The organism is Marinobacterium sp. xm-m-312 (genome assembly GCF_013283295.1).
Lineage (GTDB): Bacteria > Pseudomonadota > Gammaproteobacteria > Pseudomonadales > Balneatricaceae > Marinobacterium_E.
Genome location: NZ_WBYS01000004.1, coordinates 245645 through 261570, shown reverse-complemented (window position 1 = coordinate 261570; position 15926 = coordinate 245645). Strand labels below are relative to the sequence as shown.

The 15926-nt window shown below is 44.0% G+C and carries 15 protein-coding genes and 2 pseudogenes; 10 read left to right on the top strand and 7 right to left on the bottom strand.

The window, feature by feature from the left end:
• Positions 1–122: 122 nt before the first annotated feature.
• The 4 genes from XMM312_RS06965 (at position 123) to XMM312_RS11670 (ending at position 3355) form a co-directional block, all read left to right on the top strand.
• Entirely contained in the window at positions 123–1874 is a 1752-nt protein-coding gene (locus XMM312_RS06965) for a hypothetical protein (protein ID WP_173488942.1), read from the top strand.
• 138 nt (positions 1875–2012) lie between these two features.
• Positions 2013–2936, top strand: a complete 924-nt coding sequence (locus tag XMM312_RS06960) for a hypothetical protein (protein ID WP_173480770.1) — start codon at positions 2013–2015, stop codon at positions 2934–2936.
• Between the two features lie 16 nt (positions 2937–2952).
• Positions 2953–3159: a CBS domain-containing protein gene (locus XMM312_RS11675; protein ID WP_371731429.1), complete on the top strand. Its 207-nt coding sequence runs from the start codon at positions 2953–2955 to the stop codon at positions 3157–3159.
• Positions 3160–3175: 16 nt separating this feature from the next.
• Positions 3176–3355: an HPP family protein gene (locus XMM312_RS11670; protein WP_254856799.1), complete on the top strand. Its 180-nt coding sequence runs from the start codon at positions 3176–3178 to the stop codon at positions 3353–3355.
• Positions 3356–3447: 92 nt separating this feature from the next.
• Here XMM312_RS11670 and XMM312_RS06950 read toward each other — a convergent pair whose 3' ends face one another.
• Complete coding sequence (locus XMM312_RS06950; protein ID WP_173488941.1) at positions 3448–6489, bottom strand: efflux RND transporter permease subunit; 3042 nt, start codon at positions 6487–6489, stop codon at positions 3448–3450.
• Positions 6490–6492: 3 nt separating this feature from the next.
• A complete protein-coding gene (locus XMM312_RS06945; RefSeq protein ID WP_217362028.1) occupies positions 6493–7560 on the bottom strand; it encodes an efflux RND transporter periplasmic adaptor subunit in 1068 nt (355 codons plus the stop codon).
• A 208-nt stretch (positions 7561–7768) separates the two neighbouring features.
• On the opposite strand from XMM312_RS06945, the gene XMM312_RS06940 reads away from it, so the two are divergent.
• From XMM312_RS06940 to XMM312_RS06915, 6 genes and pseudogenes are all read left to right on the top strand, one after another.
• Positions 7769–8389 carry a TetR/AcrR family transcriptional regulator gene (locus tag XMM312_RS06940; protein ID WP_136249857.1) on the top strand — a complete coding sequence of 207 codons (621 nt, stop codon included), beginning with the start codon at positions 7769–7771 and terminating at the stop codon, positions 8387–8389.
• 58 nt (positions 8390–8447) lie between these two features.
• Positions 8448–8955 (top strand): annotated as a pseudogene (locus XMM312_RS06935) (IS3 family transposase); the annotation flags it as partial.
• Between the two features lie 77 nt (positions 8956–9032).
• Positions 9033–9401, top strand: a complete 369-nt coding sequence (locus tag XMM312_RS06930; RefSeq protein WP_136249858.1) for a hypothetical protein — start codon at positions 9033–9035, stop codon at positions 9399–9401.
• 88 nt (positions 9402–9489) lie between these two features.
• The gene (locus tag XMM312_RS06925) at positions 9490–10470 is read left to right on the top strand and encodes an IS5 family transposase (protein ID WP_136249859.1); all 981 of its coding nucleotides are present in this window, start codon (positions 9490–9492) and stop codon (positions 10468–10470) included.
• 181 nt (positions 10471–10651) lie between these two features.
• The gene (locus XMM312_RS06920; RefSeq protein ID WP_173480772.1) at positions 10652–10960 is read left to right on the top strand and encodes a hypothetical protein; all 309 of its coding nucleotides are present in this window, start codon (positions 10652–10654) and stop codon (positions 10958–10960) included.
• Positions 10957–11790 (top strand): SDR family NAD(P)-dependent oxidoreductase, encoded by an 834-nt coding sequence (locus XMM312_RS06915; protein ID WP_173480773.1) that lies wholly within the window; start codon positions 10957–10959, stop codon positions 11788–11790. Before XMM312_RS06920 ends, XMM312_RS06915 begins: the two co-directional genes overlap by 4 nt.
• A gap of 531 nt (positions 11791–12321) precedes the next feature.
• Here XMM312_RS06915 and queE read toward each other — a convergent pair.
• From queE to XMM312_RS06890, 5 genes and pseudogenes are all read right to left on the bottom strand, one after another.
• A complete protein-coding gene (gene queE, locus XMM312_RS06910) occupies positions 12322–12972 on the bottom strand; it encodes a 7-carboxy-7-deazaguanine synthase (protein ID WP_173481156.1) in 651 nt (216 codons plus the stop codon).
• Entirely contained in the window at positions 12972–13889 is a 918-nt protein-coding gene (locus tag XMM312_RS06905) for a recombination-associated protein RdgC (protein WP_173484783.1), read from the bottom strand. Before XMM312_RS06905 ends, queE begins: the two co-directional genes overlap by 1 nt.
• Before the next feature lie 99 nt (positions 13890–13988).
• Positions 13989–14393: a thioredoxin fold domain-containing protein gene (locus XMM312_RS06900; RefSeq protein WP_173480775.1), complete on the bottom strand. Its 405-nt coding sequence runs from the start codon at positions 14391–14393 to the stop codon at positions 13989–13991.
• Positions 14394–14418: 25 nt separating this feature from the next.
• Positions 14419–15297 carry an alpha/beta hydrolase gene (locus XMM312_RS06895; protein ID WP_173480776.1) on the bottom strand — a complete coding sequence of 293 codons (879 nt, stop codon included), beginning with the start codon at positions 15295–15297 and terminating at the stop codon, positions 14419–14421.
• Between the two features lie 76 nt (positions 15298–15373).
• A pseudogene (locus XMM312_RS06890) lies at positions 15374–15916 on the bottom strand (adenine phosphoribosyltransferase).
• Between the last annotated feature and the right edge of the window lie 10 nt (positions 15917–15926).

The following is a 15926-nucleotide window of genomic DNA, read 5'->3' as shown; positions in this document are numbered from 1 at the left end:
TTTACTCAGAAACCTTGGAGTTTTTATGAACGAAATCATCTGCCCACATTGCGATACGGCTTTCAAAATCGATGAAGCGGGCTACGCTGATATCCTGAAACAAGTCCATGACAGTGAGTTCGATGCCGGAAGGTTTTAACTTAGAAGCTATTGGTAATAAGTTAGGACTGACTAAAGAAAGAGTTCGACAAATTTTAAATGAAAAGTTTGGTTGGTCAAAAGTTGATAAAGCTCGAAAGCGTTTCCGTAAAATAAAAAAAGATCAAAAGGATTTTGACGCAAAAGATCTTAAGCACAACAAAATGTTTCAAAACATTTTATCGAAAGGAGATCGTGTTCCTTACTGGAGTATATTTACACTTGATCCTTACTATCTTGATACCTGTGCTGCATTACTAAAGGCAAGGTTAGCAGAGAATTTTGATCTTCAGTTAACTCAGGATGATGCACGTTTCTACATCGAATCTAAGTTGAGAACACTCTTCTACAATAGCTTCGATCGTCAAAAGTCTCAGCCAGACTACTGGATGACTATGACCCCACTTCAGTTCACAGTCATTACTTGCTCATCACCCGACTTAGAAGACGTTGTGAAAGTGATTACGGGTAAAAGTAAAAAGTCAGCTTTTGACATGAGTCGGCTTGATCATGCTAAAGGGAAAAGCATCTTGAACTGTGCCTTTCAAACACCAACACTGAATCGGTGTGAGGGGATAACAAGAACCCATTTGGCAAGCAAGATTGAACAGCAAAACGCTTGGAGCCAGGGCTTGAGAGTTTTGTCAGAAACTAATCCGCTCGAGTTTGAAAGGGTGTTTGCTTCCTCTAAGAAGCAGGCTGTGAGGGATGTAGGATTCGATAATTTCATGAATTACAGCAAAGAGTTGGTAGAGCTTGATGTGATTGATCTTGTCTCAATGATTCTTCACCGACCTTATAAGAATCGAAAATTCAAACGTAAACATTTTCATGTTGGCAGGTTAGATCATTCAATAGGATACACGCGTTCAAATGTGGCTTTACAAGACGCTAGATCAAACATCAGAGAGTCTAGAGCTAGAAACGGTGTAGTTTCATCAATTAGAAACAACTTGGTCTCTTTGGCGCATTTGCTAGCTAGTGATGAACGTCTACAGCAGTTAGAGTATTTCGTATCGATTCATGTCTGGCTTGTAAATGCTGCTCGGTATGCTCCTGAAGCCTTGCAGGCAAGCTATAACTTAATTGCGGATATGAGAGATGATCTATTTGCTGTTCTTCATGAGCCAGATTCTTTGCTGCCCAGTCAAAGAGATACGATCAGAAACTTTTTGTGCATCAATGAAGGGATGAATCCTTTTTATGACTTGAGAGTAGCTTCTCACATTTCACCGTTCTCTACTAAAACAATAAGCGCAGCCTATTTACCTAAGAAGCCTGCGAATAAGTCCATAGCATCTCAGCGAGATCTGAAATGTGTAGATACAAGGCGCTTTTTGCCGCTAATGGCCGTAGTCCTTAGCAAGAAGAGCAACACAGTAGATGCACATTACAGGTCACGCCCTGCGGGGCTTACAGTCAAATCCATCTTCAGCGTTGTGCTTTCTCGACTTAGCCCGCTAGGCCTTCGAAAACACGCCTTGATAATGAATTTGACTGTAAGCCTGAGATGCCATGGACTTGTTCGCAGGCTTCCTAAGAATGATACCTTAGATTTTAATTTAGATAGCTCGGAAGAAAATAATCTTGATTATTATATTGAAGAACTGATGGAGTGGTTAAATTATAATTACGTGGTTTGTGATTCTGAAACGCCTTATCTGATTCGAAATATTAAGAAAATGTTCATAGATGGTATGAAAACTTCAGAAGTTGTTGACTTTATGTTGGCTTGATTTAATAGGGAGGCGGAAGCCTCCTTTTTATTTTTAAAATTTGTCATGAATTTTTACAAAAATTCATTATTGCTTTTTTTTCTTTAAAATTATATTTTTGTATTACGGATTAATAATAATAAAAAGAGGTGTCCGCAAATGAAGAATATTAAATTAAATCTAACTCAAAGACCTAGTCTATACAGAATTGGTAAAACTGATTACCAATTTGATGGCAACTTAAGTGAACTGTTCACAGCAGACGAAGTTATCCACGCTTACGAAATAATTAGTGAAATTGGTAATGAAGACGTTGTGATGGCTTCTCCGTTATTTCATTTATTCAAGAAAGCCTACCCCGAAAAAAATGATGAGCTATCACACTCAGAGCACTCAGCTAAGCTGAGGTATACGTTATACAGCCCTGTACAAGACGCGCTTCTAAGATTTGTTACATCAAGGGCATTGGAACTAGCTGATGCAATTCCTGTAAGAGATAAGGTGAATGAAAGTGATCGCTGGGAGCGATTCATTGATGCATTTGATCTGTTATCTAGGAAGTATAAGAGTCTACCTAATAGAATCTTACCTTTAGAATTGTTGTCAGACAGTAAGAATGATCTTTGGAAGATCATGTATAAGCTGCTTAGTGATCGAAAAATGTATTCCGCCGATATGAGTGCTGCAAATTTCTCGGACTGGGTTGAGCAGTATGCAATTGAATCGATAGCGATTGATCACAGTAATATAGCACCTGAATTCTTCGACACTCTTTCGAATGATCAGACTTTCAAGATACTCAAAGTATCTAGGATCGTAGAGCATGAGGTTCCGTATTTGGAAACAAAGACAAAGAACCCTTATACCCTTATGGCTGAAAATAAAGTTCTGGGAGGAGTTGATAAGTCATTTCAACGTTTCGTTAACATCTCTTCGTATAGTGCTATCGGAATTGATTTGGCACAAATTGCAGACAAACTTCTTACTGACGATAAGGAAGATCTCTTAAATTGGAGTGCGATAAAATCAATACCTCCCCGCTACAAGCAAAAAGAAAGATCGGAACTTAATTTCGACTTCTAGGGGCATAGCGAACATAATGTCTAAGCGCGTAGTGAGTGTTCACATGGATGACAGCTTACAGTCGCTTAGAGAGCTATTTTCGGCAACGGGATTTCATCATTTACTCGTGGTACATGACAATGTACTTACCGGAATCATTTCAGATCGCGATTTTTTAAAAGCGATAAGTCCGTTTATTGATACCGTTGGTGAGCGAGTGCGAGACAGAGCAACATTTAGATAAGCGTGCCCATCAAATCATGACCCGAGAAGTCATCACCTTAACCCCGGAGGATTCCGTTTTTACTGCCATCGAATTGTTCAATAACAATAAGATATCGTGCATACCCATAGTCGACATACATTATCACCCAGTGGGTATAGTGTCGTGGCGAAATGTGATGAAGTTTATGCAGAAAAGGGTAGAAGCAAAACGCTAAAATGGCGCTAGCACCTTTGACGAGCGTTTTATCAAAGGTGATAGAGCGTATCGAGCAAGCGCCAAATTAACGTTACATTTATTCAGAAGCTGCTAGGCTTTTCTATAACTTACTTTAAATAGCAGGCTATATAAAACGGGAACGGCAATAAGCGTTAGAATTGTCGCGAATGTGAGTCCGCCCATTATGGTCACAGCCATATCGGCAAAAAAAGCATCAAACAACAATGGAGCCATCCCCAATATAGTTGTCACGGCCGCAAGTGCTACGGGTCTGACGCGGCTTAGTGTGGCTTCAACGATGGCGCTTTTTATTGCCAATCCTTCTTCAATTTGAAGATCAATTTCTTCAATAAGTACTATGGCATTTTTAATCAGCATCCCGAATAAACTCAAAAAGCCCAGTAGCGACATAAAGCCGAATGGCATATCAGTAGACAACAAGCCCGTGACTACACCTACTACCGCCATGGGGACAACCAGCCATATAATAAGCGGTTGGCGTACGTGGCCAAACAATAACACCGAGATAATGAACATCACTAAGAAACCAGCGGGTAAACCTGCACCTAAGGCCTGTTGAGCTTCGCTAGCGCTTTCAAACTCACCACCCCATTCAAGGTTGTAGCCCGCAGGCAAATCAATATCTTCAATTAACGGGCGAATACGCGCCAGCGCTTTGCCTGCGGTTTCATGTTCGCCAGGCTCTGCTTCAACGGTTATGGTGCGCAGGCGATCTTTGCGATGAATGCGCAGCTCTTCAGTCATAAGGTCTAAGCCATGTGATACCTGGGTAAAAGGAATATACTGACGTTGCTGAGAAGACCATACTTGAGACTCGCGAATAGACTGAAGAGCCGTGTCATCGGCGTTCCCCATTTTTGCCATGATATTATAGGCATAATCACCATCTTGCACGGTGCCCAGTTTCACACCACTGCTTGCGTACTGTACGGTTTGACTAAAATCTGAATGCGAAACCCCAGCAATTCCCGCATTGTAGTTGTCGAACTGTGTGTTTATTGCAAACCCTTTCTCTCGCCAGTTATGACGAACATCAATCACCTGACCATCTTCAAATAAACGGGCTTTGGCTTCTTCTGCTAGTTGGCGTAACACTTCAGTATCTGGACCTGAGAAACGCGCTTCGAGTTTAGCGCCTGAGCCTGGACCAAATTGCATGCGCTCCATATAGAAATTGGCATCTAAATCCAAATCACTTAGCTTGCTGGTTAATGCACGTTGAATGGCAGGAATGTGCTCTAATTCGCTGGCACGGACCATAAAGAATGCATAGTTTTCATTAGCGCTTTTTGGCGCGTATGTCAGCGTAAATCTATCAGCACCTTGCCCAATAAATGTGGTTACGGCACTGACATTATCCAGCGCTAAAATACGTTTCTCTGCTTCTTTGGCAATTTGCTCTGTCGCGCGAATGTCGCGGTCTTGGGGCCCCCAATAGTGCACAAAAAATACCGGTGCATTTGATGGTGGAAAGAACCCTTGTTTGACCATACCAAAACTGCCATAGGCAACAATGGTAATAACGAGGAGTGCTGCAATGGTTACCCAACGCAGTTTCAGTGCGCCGATAAGTGTGTGTTTAAACCACTGTTGTGCAGCGGAGGGCGCATCACTTTGTGATTGCGACATGCCCTTGCGATAAAAATGTGCGCCTAATACGGGGACCAACGTTACGGCAAGTATCCAGCTGATCATCAATGAAACCAACACTACGGTAAACAATGAATAAAGGAACTCGCCGGTTGCATCGTTAGATAAACCAATGCCAGAGAAGGCGGCAATACCTATTATGGTTGCGCCTAATAACGGCCATTGTGTGCGCTTAACAATGAAGCTGGCTGCATCTTTTGCTGAGGCACCTGTTGCCATTCGCAGCATCATGCCTTCTGCTACCACTATTGCATTATCGACCAGCATACCCATGGCGATGACCATTGCCCCTAATGAAATACGCTGAAGCTGAATATCCATCAACCACATGATGAGGATGGTACCGAGTACGGTAACAAGTAATACAGTGCCTACCACAACCCCAGAGCGCCATCCCATGAATAAACACAAGGTTAATGTTACCACGGCCACAGACATCACAAGGTTATTGATAAAGCCGTCCACCGAATCATCAACTACTGAGGCTTGATCGTAAATGGGAGTCAGGGTAATACCAACTGGAAGTTGTTTGAGCAGGGCCTCCACTTTTGCATTTACTCGCTCGCCGACATCTACGATGTTCACATCCGTTAATGCTGACACACTTAGCGTAAGGGCTTCTGCACCGTTATATCGCACTAATACAGGCTGAATATCAGCAGGTTCGAGTTTTAAGGTCGCAACATCAGCAACACGCAAAGAACGGTTTGTACCAGGGATCACCAGTGATAGATTTGAAATTTCATCTAATCTGTCTGGTGCACGCTTGACAATCAAGCGCACGTTTTTTTCATCCACCTTTACGCGCCCACCATTGAATGGTCGAAGATTGTCTTGGAACAATGAGGTCAAATCTGGGAAAGAAATACCCAACCCAGCGAGTTGATATGGGTTGATGTAAGCAACAATTTGCTCTTTTTGAATACCGGTTACGTTGACCTTTGCCACACCTTCAGTGGTAAGTAAATCTCGACGAATAATTCGGGCAAACTCACGTAACTCATGGGTGTCGAAATCTGGAGCGCTGAGAGCGTAATAAAGCCCATAAACATCACCGAAGTCATCAAATACTACGGGGTCTTGAGCGCCCGTGGGCAGCGAACTGGCGGTGTCGTGAAGGCGCTTCCTCAATTCGTCCCAAATTTGAGGTAACACATCACTATCGTAAGTACTCTTTACCTCTACGGTAATTTCAGAACGCCCTGGAGAAGATATTGAAGTCACTTCTTTTAATTGGGGCATTTGTTGAATAGCGATTTCTAAACGTTCTGTGATTTCACGTTCAACTTTTTCCGCGCTAGCGCCAGGATAAGCAGTGTATATCTTAACTTGTTTGATGGTAAAAGCAGGGTCTTCAAGTCGACCAATTTTGGTCATAGCCAGCACACCACCTAGTAGCAGTATGATGACCATCAGCCAAACATTTACGGGTTTGTCGATTGAAAAGCGGGCGATATCCATGGTTTATTTTTCTCCCTTATACGGAAGCACTTTCATGTTTTCTCGCATTTGTGCTGCTCCAGCGGCAACCACCTTTTGACCAAGTGAAATTGGCCCTTCTACTACAGCAATATCCCCCTCGATATGTTTGACATCAACGCTGTGTTGTTTCACTGTTTGTAGACTGTCATCAAGTACCCAAACGGCAAAGCCATCGTTCTCATCACCGACTAGTGCTTTCACTGGCACGACTAAGCCGTCGGAATATAAACTACCTTGAAGGCTTACTTTAACCACTGCTCGAGCACCAGGAGTGAGTGGTAATTCTTTTCGAGGCTCCATGGCGAATACTACTTCGTAGGTTTGAGATACGGGGTCCGGTTGTGTGGAATGCTCAACATAAGTTACTGGGTACCACTGACTGCGGTTTGTCGCCAATGTGGCACTCGCTTGCTTAATGCCACGCCCTATGTTGGCGGTAAGTAAGCGCTCTGGCACATTGATATTAAAGTAGATTTTCGACACATCTTGCAAACGGGCGATAGCAGTCCCTGATTTTACAAAACTGTTATTTTCTACAAGACGTTGGGATACTTTCGCATCAAATGGCGCGTAAAGCCGAGTATAACTTAAGTCTTGTTCTGCGTTTTTAAGGTCAATAACAGATAATTCATAGGATGTTTTTGCCGAATCCAGTGCGCTTTGAGATACCAAATTTTGTGCGAACATTTTTTCAATTCTATCGAGTTCTCGTTTTGCTTGTTCTAATCTGGTTTTAGACTCTTCAACTCTGCGCTCAAAGGGCTTTCTGTCTATTGTGGCAAGCAGCTTGCCTTTAGTGATATCACTGCCGGTAACTAAATCGGTTTGTATTAATCGGCCAGAGACTTCAAAACTCAAATCAACAGTTTTCACAGCAGATACGACGGCAGGAAACGTAAATTCGTCAAAATTGGGAATAGGTGAGACTTCAGCAAACTTCACATGCCGCACTACCTCCGATTGTTGCTGCTGAGCTTTTTCAGGTGAGCAAGCGGTGAAAATAAAAATAGAAAAGAGACTTAGCGCTAGAGTATGTGAGTAGTGTTTCAAGGACATAGTCGTATGCCATCCATTAGTAATATGTTGAACATAGATAACCAGTATCGTTGCATTTAAAAACAACCTACGTTGCAAACATTGTGCGCCTTATAGTATGTTAATACAAAAGTAAACTGGCGAGTGCATTATGGTTCATCTGCATTGAAAAGTAAACTGGTCGGTGTAAAAAGAAGTTTTATATGATTAAGAGAGTAGACCAATGGCTGGCAATACACGAACCCTTAGCGACTTAAAACGCGAAGCGATTATTCAAGCAGCGACGCAAGCGTTTCAAGAATTTGGCGTGAAAGGTACTAGCATGGATAAGCTTGCTGAGTTGGCTAATGTGTCTAAGCGTACTGTGTATAATCACTTTTCTACGAAAGAAGATTTAGTTATGCATCTTGTCACCGAGCAGTGGCAAAGTGCCATAATGAATATCACAGCGCATTACTTACCTAACGAACCTCTCGATACACAGCTGCAAAGCATCATTCTCAAAGACATCGAGTTTATGGTAAGTGAAAGTCATCTTGATTTAGCCCGTGTAGCGATTGGCTACTTCTTTTATGAACCTGATAAACTCAAAGACGAAGTAGCGCAGTTAAAAGCTCAGGAAACGGCCATGCATCGATGGCTCAATGATGCAAAGGCTGATGGCAGATTGGCTTTTGATGATGTTAAATACGTGGTGAATGAAATAGACAGTTTGGTAAAAGGGCAGTGTTTCTGGCCACAGCTTTTTAAAATTGAAGATGCGCTAAGTGACGAGGCTAAAAAGAATATTGCCAAGAACATTGTTGCACTAATTTTGAGTCGATATGCAATAGAGAGTAAATAGCGTGTTAAACGGGGAATCTATTATCATACGTAGCTGTTTGAAGTAATGCTCAGAAGATCTGAAGGCTCAGGTGGGCTATCGCAGGCCACGTCATCGTGGTGGTGAGAGTCACATTGTTGTTCCCAACCGGTTGCAGCGTCAGTTTAATCCTACGGCGCCAGATGAAGCCTGGGTAACGGATATTACACATATCCGCACTCACGAAGGTTGGTTATATCTGGCAGTGGTCGTGGATTTGTTCTCACGCAAAGTGATTGGCTGGTCAATGCAGTCACGCATTACCAAAGACATTGTGCTGAATGCGCTGCTGATGGCTGTCTGGCGGCGTAATCCTAAACAACAAGTGATGGTGCATTCCGACCAGGGAAGCCAGTACACCAGCCATGATTGGCAAGCATTCCTCAAAGCTAATGGCCTGGAAGGTAGCATGAGCAGACGATGCCAGAAGCGATATCTTTGAATACATCGAGATGTTTTATAACTGCAAAAGAAAACATGGTTCCAATAATCTGCTGTCACCAGTAGAGTATGAAAACCGTTACCAAGAAAGGCTGGGAAGTGTCTAAGTTATTGGTAGCGATTCACTGGCATATTAATCTATAATCAACCCTATGAATGAGCCTTGTATAGAGTAAACTTTGTTATGCCACACCATATATCAAAAATTGATAATTCTCACATTATAATGGTGGTATATGAAGGAGAGATAGACTTCGATGAACGCACTCAAATCTTTCAAACAATAATTACTGATTACAAACAAAAAGCCATTTATAAGTTACTCATTGATTATCGATTAGCCAATTTAAAAGCTTCAAAAGTTGAACAAACTATTTTCGCGAGATTTGTAACATCAGAACTAAAATTCAAACACGCTGCAATTGCAATACTCGATAATGAACCTCAAAATGGTATCTATCCTGCAATCAAAGATAATGTCCAACTTACTCAATATAGAGTAAAACAGTTTTCAGATGAACTTGAAGCATTGAACTGGTTAAATTCAATCTAACTCAACACAGTGCCATCTAAGGAAGATGCGAATAAGTTCCTGATGTGAGATCATAGTGACATAGCAATCCAGCAGGAACCAATGTTCCATGAGCCACCAGTTCACCTTTGCCGATAGCGAGTTTTCCAGCAAACGCCGTCAGACTCGTAAAGAGATATTTTTATCCCGAATGGATAACCTGCTACCGTGGTCTCAATTGCTGGATGTAATAGACCCTTTCTACCCCAAGGCGGGTAATGGTCGCCGTCCGTATCCGCTGGAAACCATGTTCCGCATTCACTGTATGCAGCAGTGGTACAGTCTTGGTGATGAAGCCATGGAGGACGCGCTGTACGAGATTACTTCAATGCGCCAGTTTGCACAACTGTCACTGGATAAGGCCATTCCTGACCGCACCACCATCATGAATTTCCGGCACTTACTGGAAAAACACACACTCACGCGCAAGTTATTTAAAACCGTCAACCAATGGCTGTCGGATTGTGGTGTGATGATGACACAGGGCACGTTGGTGGATGCGACGATTATTGAAGCGCCTAGCTCCACCAAGAACAAAGACAAGCAACGTGACCCGGATATGCATCAGACCAAGAAAGGCAACGAATGGCACTTCGGCATGAAAGCCCATATTGGCGTGGATGCCAAGAGCGGCTTAACCCATACGCTGGTGACTACTGCCGCCAATGAACATGATCTGAATCAGTTGAAAAACCTGTTGCACGGCGACGAGGAATTCATCTCTGGTGATGCTGGTTATCAGGGCGCAGAGAAGCGGGAAGAACTGAAAGACTCGAATGTAGAATGGCTAATTGCCGAGCGTCCCGGCAAGGTGCGAGCCCTGAAAAAGCATCCTCGTAAGAACAAAACCATTATTAACATCGAATACTTAAAAGCCAGCATCCGGGCAAAGGTAGAGCATCCGTTTCGGATCATCAAATGTCAGTTTGGCTTTATCAAAGCACGCTATAAAGGACTGATGAAAAATGACTCTCAGTTAGCCATGCTATTCACCTTGGCAAACCTGTTTAAAGTAGACCAAATGTTGCGACGACAGCCAAGATCTGTCTGAAATCCGGGAATCGCCCGAAATAGGGTCGAAATCCGGCCGAAAATTGGGGAGAATTGGAAATTTGGTGTTCAAAAGTTAGGCGGTCAGCTCAAAGCTTCGCTCGATACCTAAATCGCAGGACCTATTCGCAGCTTCCCTAGAATAAGTACACTTACAGAAATTTCATACTTTGGAGTAATTTTTGGGTAAGCTTAATTTTTTTCTTCAACTAATCCGCCAAATGGATTCAGCTGCAAATGACCTTGGGTTAGGCAGTTTGACCGACTCCGATCGAATAGTGCTCGTTAAGTTATGGGATGCCCTTGATCAAAAGAGTTCTCAAGCGACGCTCAGTCATGAAAAGTTTGAAGAGTTAACAAGAAAGCAGGAAATAGAGGTTTCTCGCTCTCAATTCTTTAAATCACTTAAAAAGCTTGAAGATATTGGTCTTATAAAGCGCATTGGTGGCCCCAGAAGCGCTACATACCAGCTAATTGATGATAATTCATGAAACATATTTTAATCACCGGTGTATCCCCTGGTGGAATCGGTTACTACTGTGCTTTACGTTTAAGAGAGCTGGGTCATAACGTTGTTGGGACCATACGAAACAATGAAGATGCTGAAGAGTTAGCATTAAAAGGTATTCCTACAGTCTTCATCGAGATGTCTGATTATAGAAGCATTCAGAGTGGCTTTAATGCAGCGTTAGAACTCTTGGATAATCGTATCGACGTTCTATTTCAAAATGCAGGGTTTGGCCAAGCAGGCTTCGTAGAAGACCTACCCGTCGAAGCGTTTGAAGAACAGTTCAAAGTAAATGTTTTCGGATTGCACCATCTCAATACGCTTGCCATCCCTCACATGAGACAACAAGGAGAGGGGCGAATTGTCATTCACAGTTCTGTACTAGGGTTTGTTGGTATGGCGTGTCGTGGAGCCTATGTCGCCAGTAAGTACGCCCTTGAAGGCATGGTTCAGTCGATGCGAGTTGAGATGAAAGGCAGCGGAATAGAGTTCAGTCTCCTTAATACAGGTCCAGTAGAGAGTCGATTCAGAGCGAATGCTTTAAAAGCCTTATTGAAGTATGTGAATGTCGAGCACTCTGTTAACAAAGATATTTACAATGAAACTGTGTTACCACGCCTAAATAAGCCTGATCATGAGAGCACTGGAAACTACCCACAAGAATACGTTTTTAAAGCGCTAGACCATGCCATCAATGCACGAAAACCCAAAGCGAATTACTTTATTACCCCTCCTACAAAGGCCCTTTACTGGTTAGAAAAGTTGCTTCCGAAGTATCAGCTTGATCGTTTGCTAAGAATAGTGGATCGATAAATCTAAGTGATGTTACTAGTATGAGAGCAAAGGGATTCATCAAGGCTTTAGTTTAGTTCTAGGAAGAGTAAGTCCGTATCAGTAAACCCCAGATCCTTGTCATTATAATTTGAATATCAAGCTTAATTTGAATTTAAATATTAGATTGCACTAATATATATCCACAGCCTTCTCCAATGCACAGTTTTAAATTCAAATCATGTTGATACCAGTATCAAACTTAGTTTGAAATAACAATTCTGCATCAGTGTCGCCAAAGTACTAACTTAAGTTCTATTTTCGACATTATGAACAAGTTAGGCCCAAAATAGACAATTTAAGATTACATTGCCAATGTAAGTTATTGTTTATTATAGGTTTAATGGTATTGGTTAAATTTTAACCAATTTTCTGCTTTTACCTTTTAATGACGCTTTAGTTCACCTTTGATGACTCTGTGCACAGGGTTATCCACAGATAATGTGAGCACACTTTGCTAGCCCCCATGGTTACTGGGGTGGTCGATTTTAGAGAATTAAAGGTTAAAAACGATCAGTCGATGTCAAGGATTTTGTGGGTTTGAATGCTTAATTTCCATTGAGGATTTTGCATGCAATATTCGATGCAACGTGCACGATTTTCAAGCGCGTTTTGGTCATCCAGGGGTTGGATGTAGAAGTGTTCGAAGCTTAGATTTTGGAACTGTTCTGGCTGTGCTCTGAGCTCTTTTTGCGGGTAGACCAGCTTCAACTCGTGGCCCTCTAAAAGAAGAATCTCGGAGCTCCCTTTGGGGCTGACACAGACCCAATCGATTCCGTTTGGAAGCGGTAGGGTGCCGTTGGTCTCAATGGCGATCTCAAACCCTTGGTTATGTAGAGCATCGATCAGATCGCTGTCCATCTGCAGGGCAGGCTCGCCCCCGGTGATGACGACAAAGGGTTGTCCTTGCTTAGGATCTGGCCAGAAGCTAGCGATCCTTTGTGCCAGGGCTTCGGCGGAGGTGAACTTGCCGCCGTTTTGACCATCCGTACCCACGAAATCGGTATCACAGAATTGGCAGACTGCAGCCACTCGATCGGCTTCACGACCACTCCAAAGATTACAACCGGTAAAGCGACAGAACACCGCAGGGCGTCCTGCGTGAAAGCCTTCGCCTTGTAGGGTGTAGAAGATCTCTTTTACGGAGTAGGTCTTTGCCAAAATTAAGCCTCTTCTGCCTCACCGCCCAGGGCTTCCAAAAGCTCAGGGAGTAGGCGGGTAAATTCAATGCCCAACAGGGCTAGATCAGCATCCAGTGCCAGTGCTTCGTCCTCTTGCTCGCGGTCGCTCTGTTGCTCTTGGTACTGATCCGTCATTTTAATCGAGTGCAGGGTTAGATCCGAGTGCATGACAAACTGCAATTGATCACGCCACACCAGTTCTAGGCGCTCTGCTAACATGCCTCCGCTAAGGTGCGCTTGGATCTCTTTATCTGTCAGGTTTTGGCCTTTAATCTTGATCTGGCTGCTGGTCTCTAGAGGATCGGTAAACTCGGTGACAGCACCCAGTTCAAGTGCACGGGGTAGATCACGGTTCTCTAGTAGCCAGTCGCTGAATACTTTGTTGGCAGGAAGCGCGGTCGAGGTCAGTTTTACCGATAGTGACCCTAGATCTTCACGCAGTGTGCTTAGCAGCTCTTCTGCGCGCTTAAAGCTGCTGCCTTCCACAATCAGTAGTTTATGGTGAGGCGCAATAAGAGCACGTGTGGTTTTACGGCGTGTAAATGCGCGTGGTAGCAGTGTCAGAGTGATCTCGTCCTTAAGCTGCACCTTCTCTTTACGGTAGACCTTACGATCTTCGGTCGCCTCTATCTGTTCTACCTTCTCGTTGAGCTGATCTTTGATCACGCTCGAGGGTAGGATCTTCTCCTCTTCTCGCAGTGAGATAAGGTGAAAGCCGTGACTGGTCAGTACCGGTAGATCGATGACACCTGGCGCCACTTTACCCCAACCCACTGAACGTGGTTCTGCGCCTTTGCAGGGTACGAAGGGTCTGGCTTCTAGCGCCTCCATCAGTGCGGCTTCATTGAATGAATCACTGGGAGAAAAACGGTACCAAATAGCGTTACGAAACCAGAGCATAAAACCTCTAAATGCGGATTAGGTGAAGGGGCGCTATTATGTTGCTCTGATAGAAGGGATGCAAGCAGAGAGCCCTCTGCTTGCGGTTAGTTTCTGAGCTTAAAAACTGTTACGAGCCGATTTAATCGCTTCATCGATGTAGTAACCGTAGAACTCTGGCGTGTTCACACCGACGATCTTTTTAGCGCGAGTCTCGCCCTTTGCATCGACAAATAGAATGGTCGGGGTGAAGCGTCCACCCAAGCTTTTAGCAACCTGTTCAGCCGAGCCCGTTGAGCCATCAAAGTTGATAACGGGAGTAGGGTTGCTCAGATCCAGTACCTGAATAGGGGGTGCATCGTTCGTTTGTAAAAGAGGTTTTAGGAAATCCTCTTTGACGGTAACACAGAAGGCACAGCCATCCTGAGAGACCAACAGAACAATTACTTCGTTAGGGTTCGCTTTACCAAGCGACTGAAGATCCGTAGCTGTCTCAAGCTTTACCTCGGCTTGGGCGCTTATCATAAGGCCCAAGCTGAGAAGAAGTGCGCTACAGGTTTTCGATAAAATCGACCGCATATTCCACCGCCTCGTCGGCAAACAGATCTAAGAAGAAGTGATCTGCATCCTCAACGACTACTAGTTCAATGTTCTCTTTGTCGATACTTTCCATCTTTTCAGGAAGATCTGCAACCACGGTATCCAAGCTGCCTGCGATGACTAGAGTAGGGATGTTCGTCTCTTTTAACACTGTGGGTGTGTCGTACTCTGGGTAGTTGCCGTAGTAGCTTAGGACGGCTTCAGCCGACGCACCGCTGTTCTCACAGTAGATGACGCTGATGCCATCGATTATCGCTTTAGGGTCCATGCCCTTAGCTTTCTCTAGAATCGGCTCGATGGGCGTTTCATAGCGTTTGCCATAACCCTCTAACGTCTTGCCGTAGTCCCAAGTTGCAGGTGCTAATAGAACTTGGCCTTTGATCTTATCTTGGTTAGCTGCAGCAAATTGAGCCGTCTGGTTGCCGCCACGTGAGTGACCCATTACCCAACGATCGCCTGCGCCCTGTCCATCCAGCCAAGTCTGCCAAGCATCCATTTCAGCCAGTGCTTGCTGCATGGTGTGTTGAGCCGGAACGGTACAGTCGTACATCGCTGATTCGCGGTTATCCAATCCATAACTTAGGTTGATGGCTAAAGTAGAGATGCCGTAATCGACCATCTGTTCCTGCACGTAGCTGATGATCTCCATCTCGTTGTGAGCCAGGGTGCCGTGCGTCAGCATTAGGACACCGTCTGCTAAGGATTTATCAGCAGCCAGTTCAAGATTGCCGTTGAGTGTTAAACCCTCAAAAGGAATCTGAACCTGTTCAGCCTGTGCAGTTGCTGCCATAAGTGATGCAGCGAGTAGGGTGGTCGATAGTCGAAGCATTTAAAACTCCATTAAACTTAAAATTTTTATCGTTTCTAGGTATAAAAAAACCGAGGTGGCTAAACCTCGGTTTCTATTAGAGACCGTCGTAGGCCAGTAAGCAGTATACGGGGACGCCGGTGTCTTGGATTTTTTGTGATCCGTTAAGGTCTGGCAGGTCAATCAGCGCTGCTACCTAAACAACGCTAGCCCCTAGACCGTTGATCAGTGTGCAGGCCGCCAGTGCTGTGCCCCCAGTGGCAATAAGGTCATCGATCAATACCACTTTGTCGCCAGCGGTAACGGCATCCTTCTGAATCTCCACGGAGGCTGTGCCGTACTCTAGCGTATAGTCTTGGTGAATCGTTTCACCGGGCAACTTGCCTTTTTTACGAACCAAAATCAGAGGCTTGTTCAGCTGGTGCGCAATAATCGCACCAAATAGAAAACCTCGAGCATCGATACAGGCTATGTGGGTAATATCCATCTGCATGTAACGATCAATAAAGGCGTTTGCGACCATGCGAGAGGCACGTGGATCTTGAAAAATCGGCGTAATATCACGGAACAGAATGCCAGGCTCTGGCCAATCTGGAATAGAGCGGACAACCGATTTTACATAGTGCTCGTCGTAAGACATTAAAGATCCT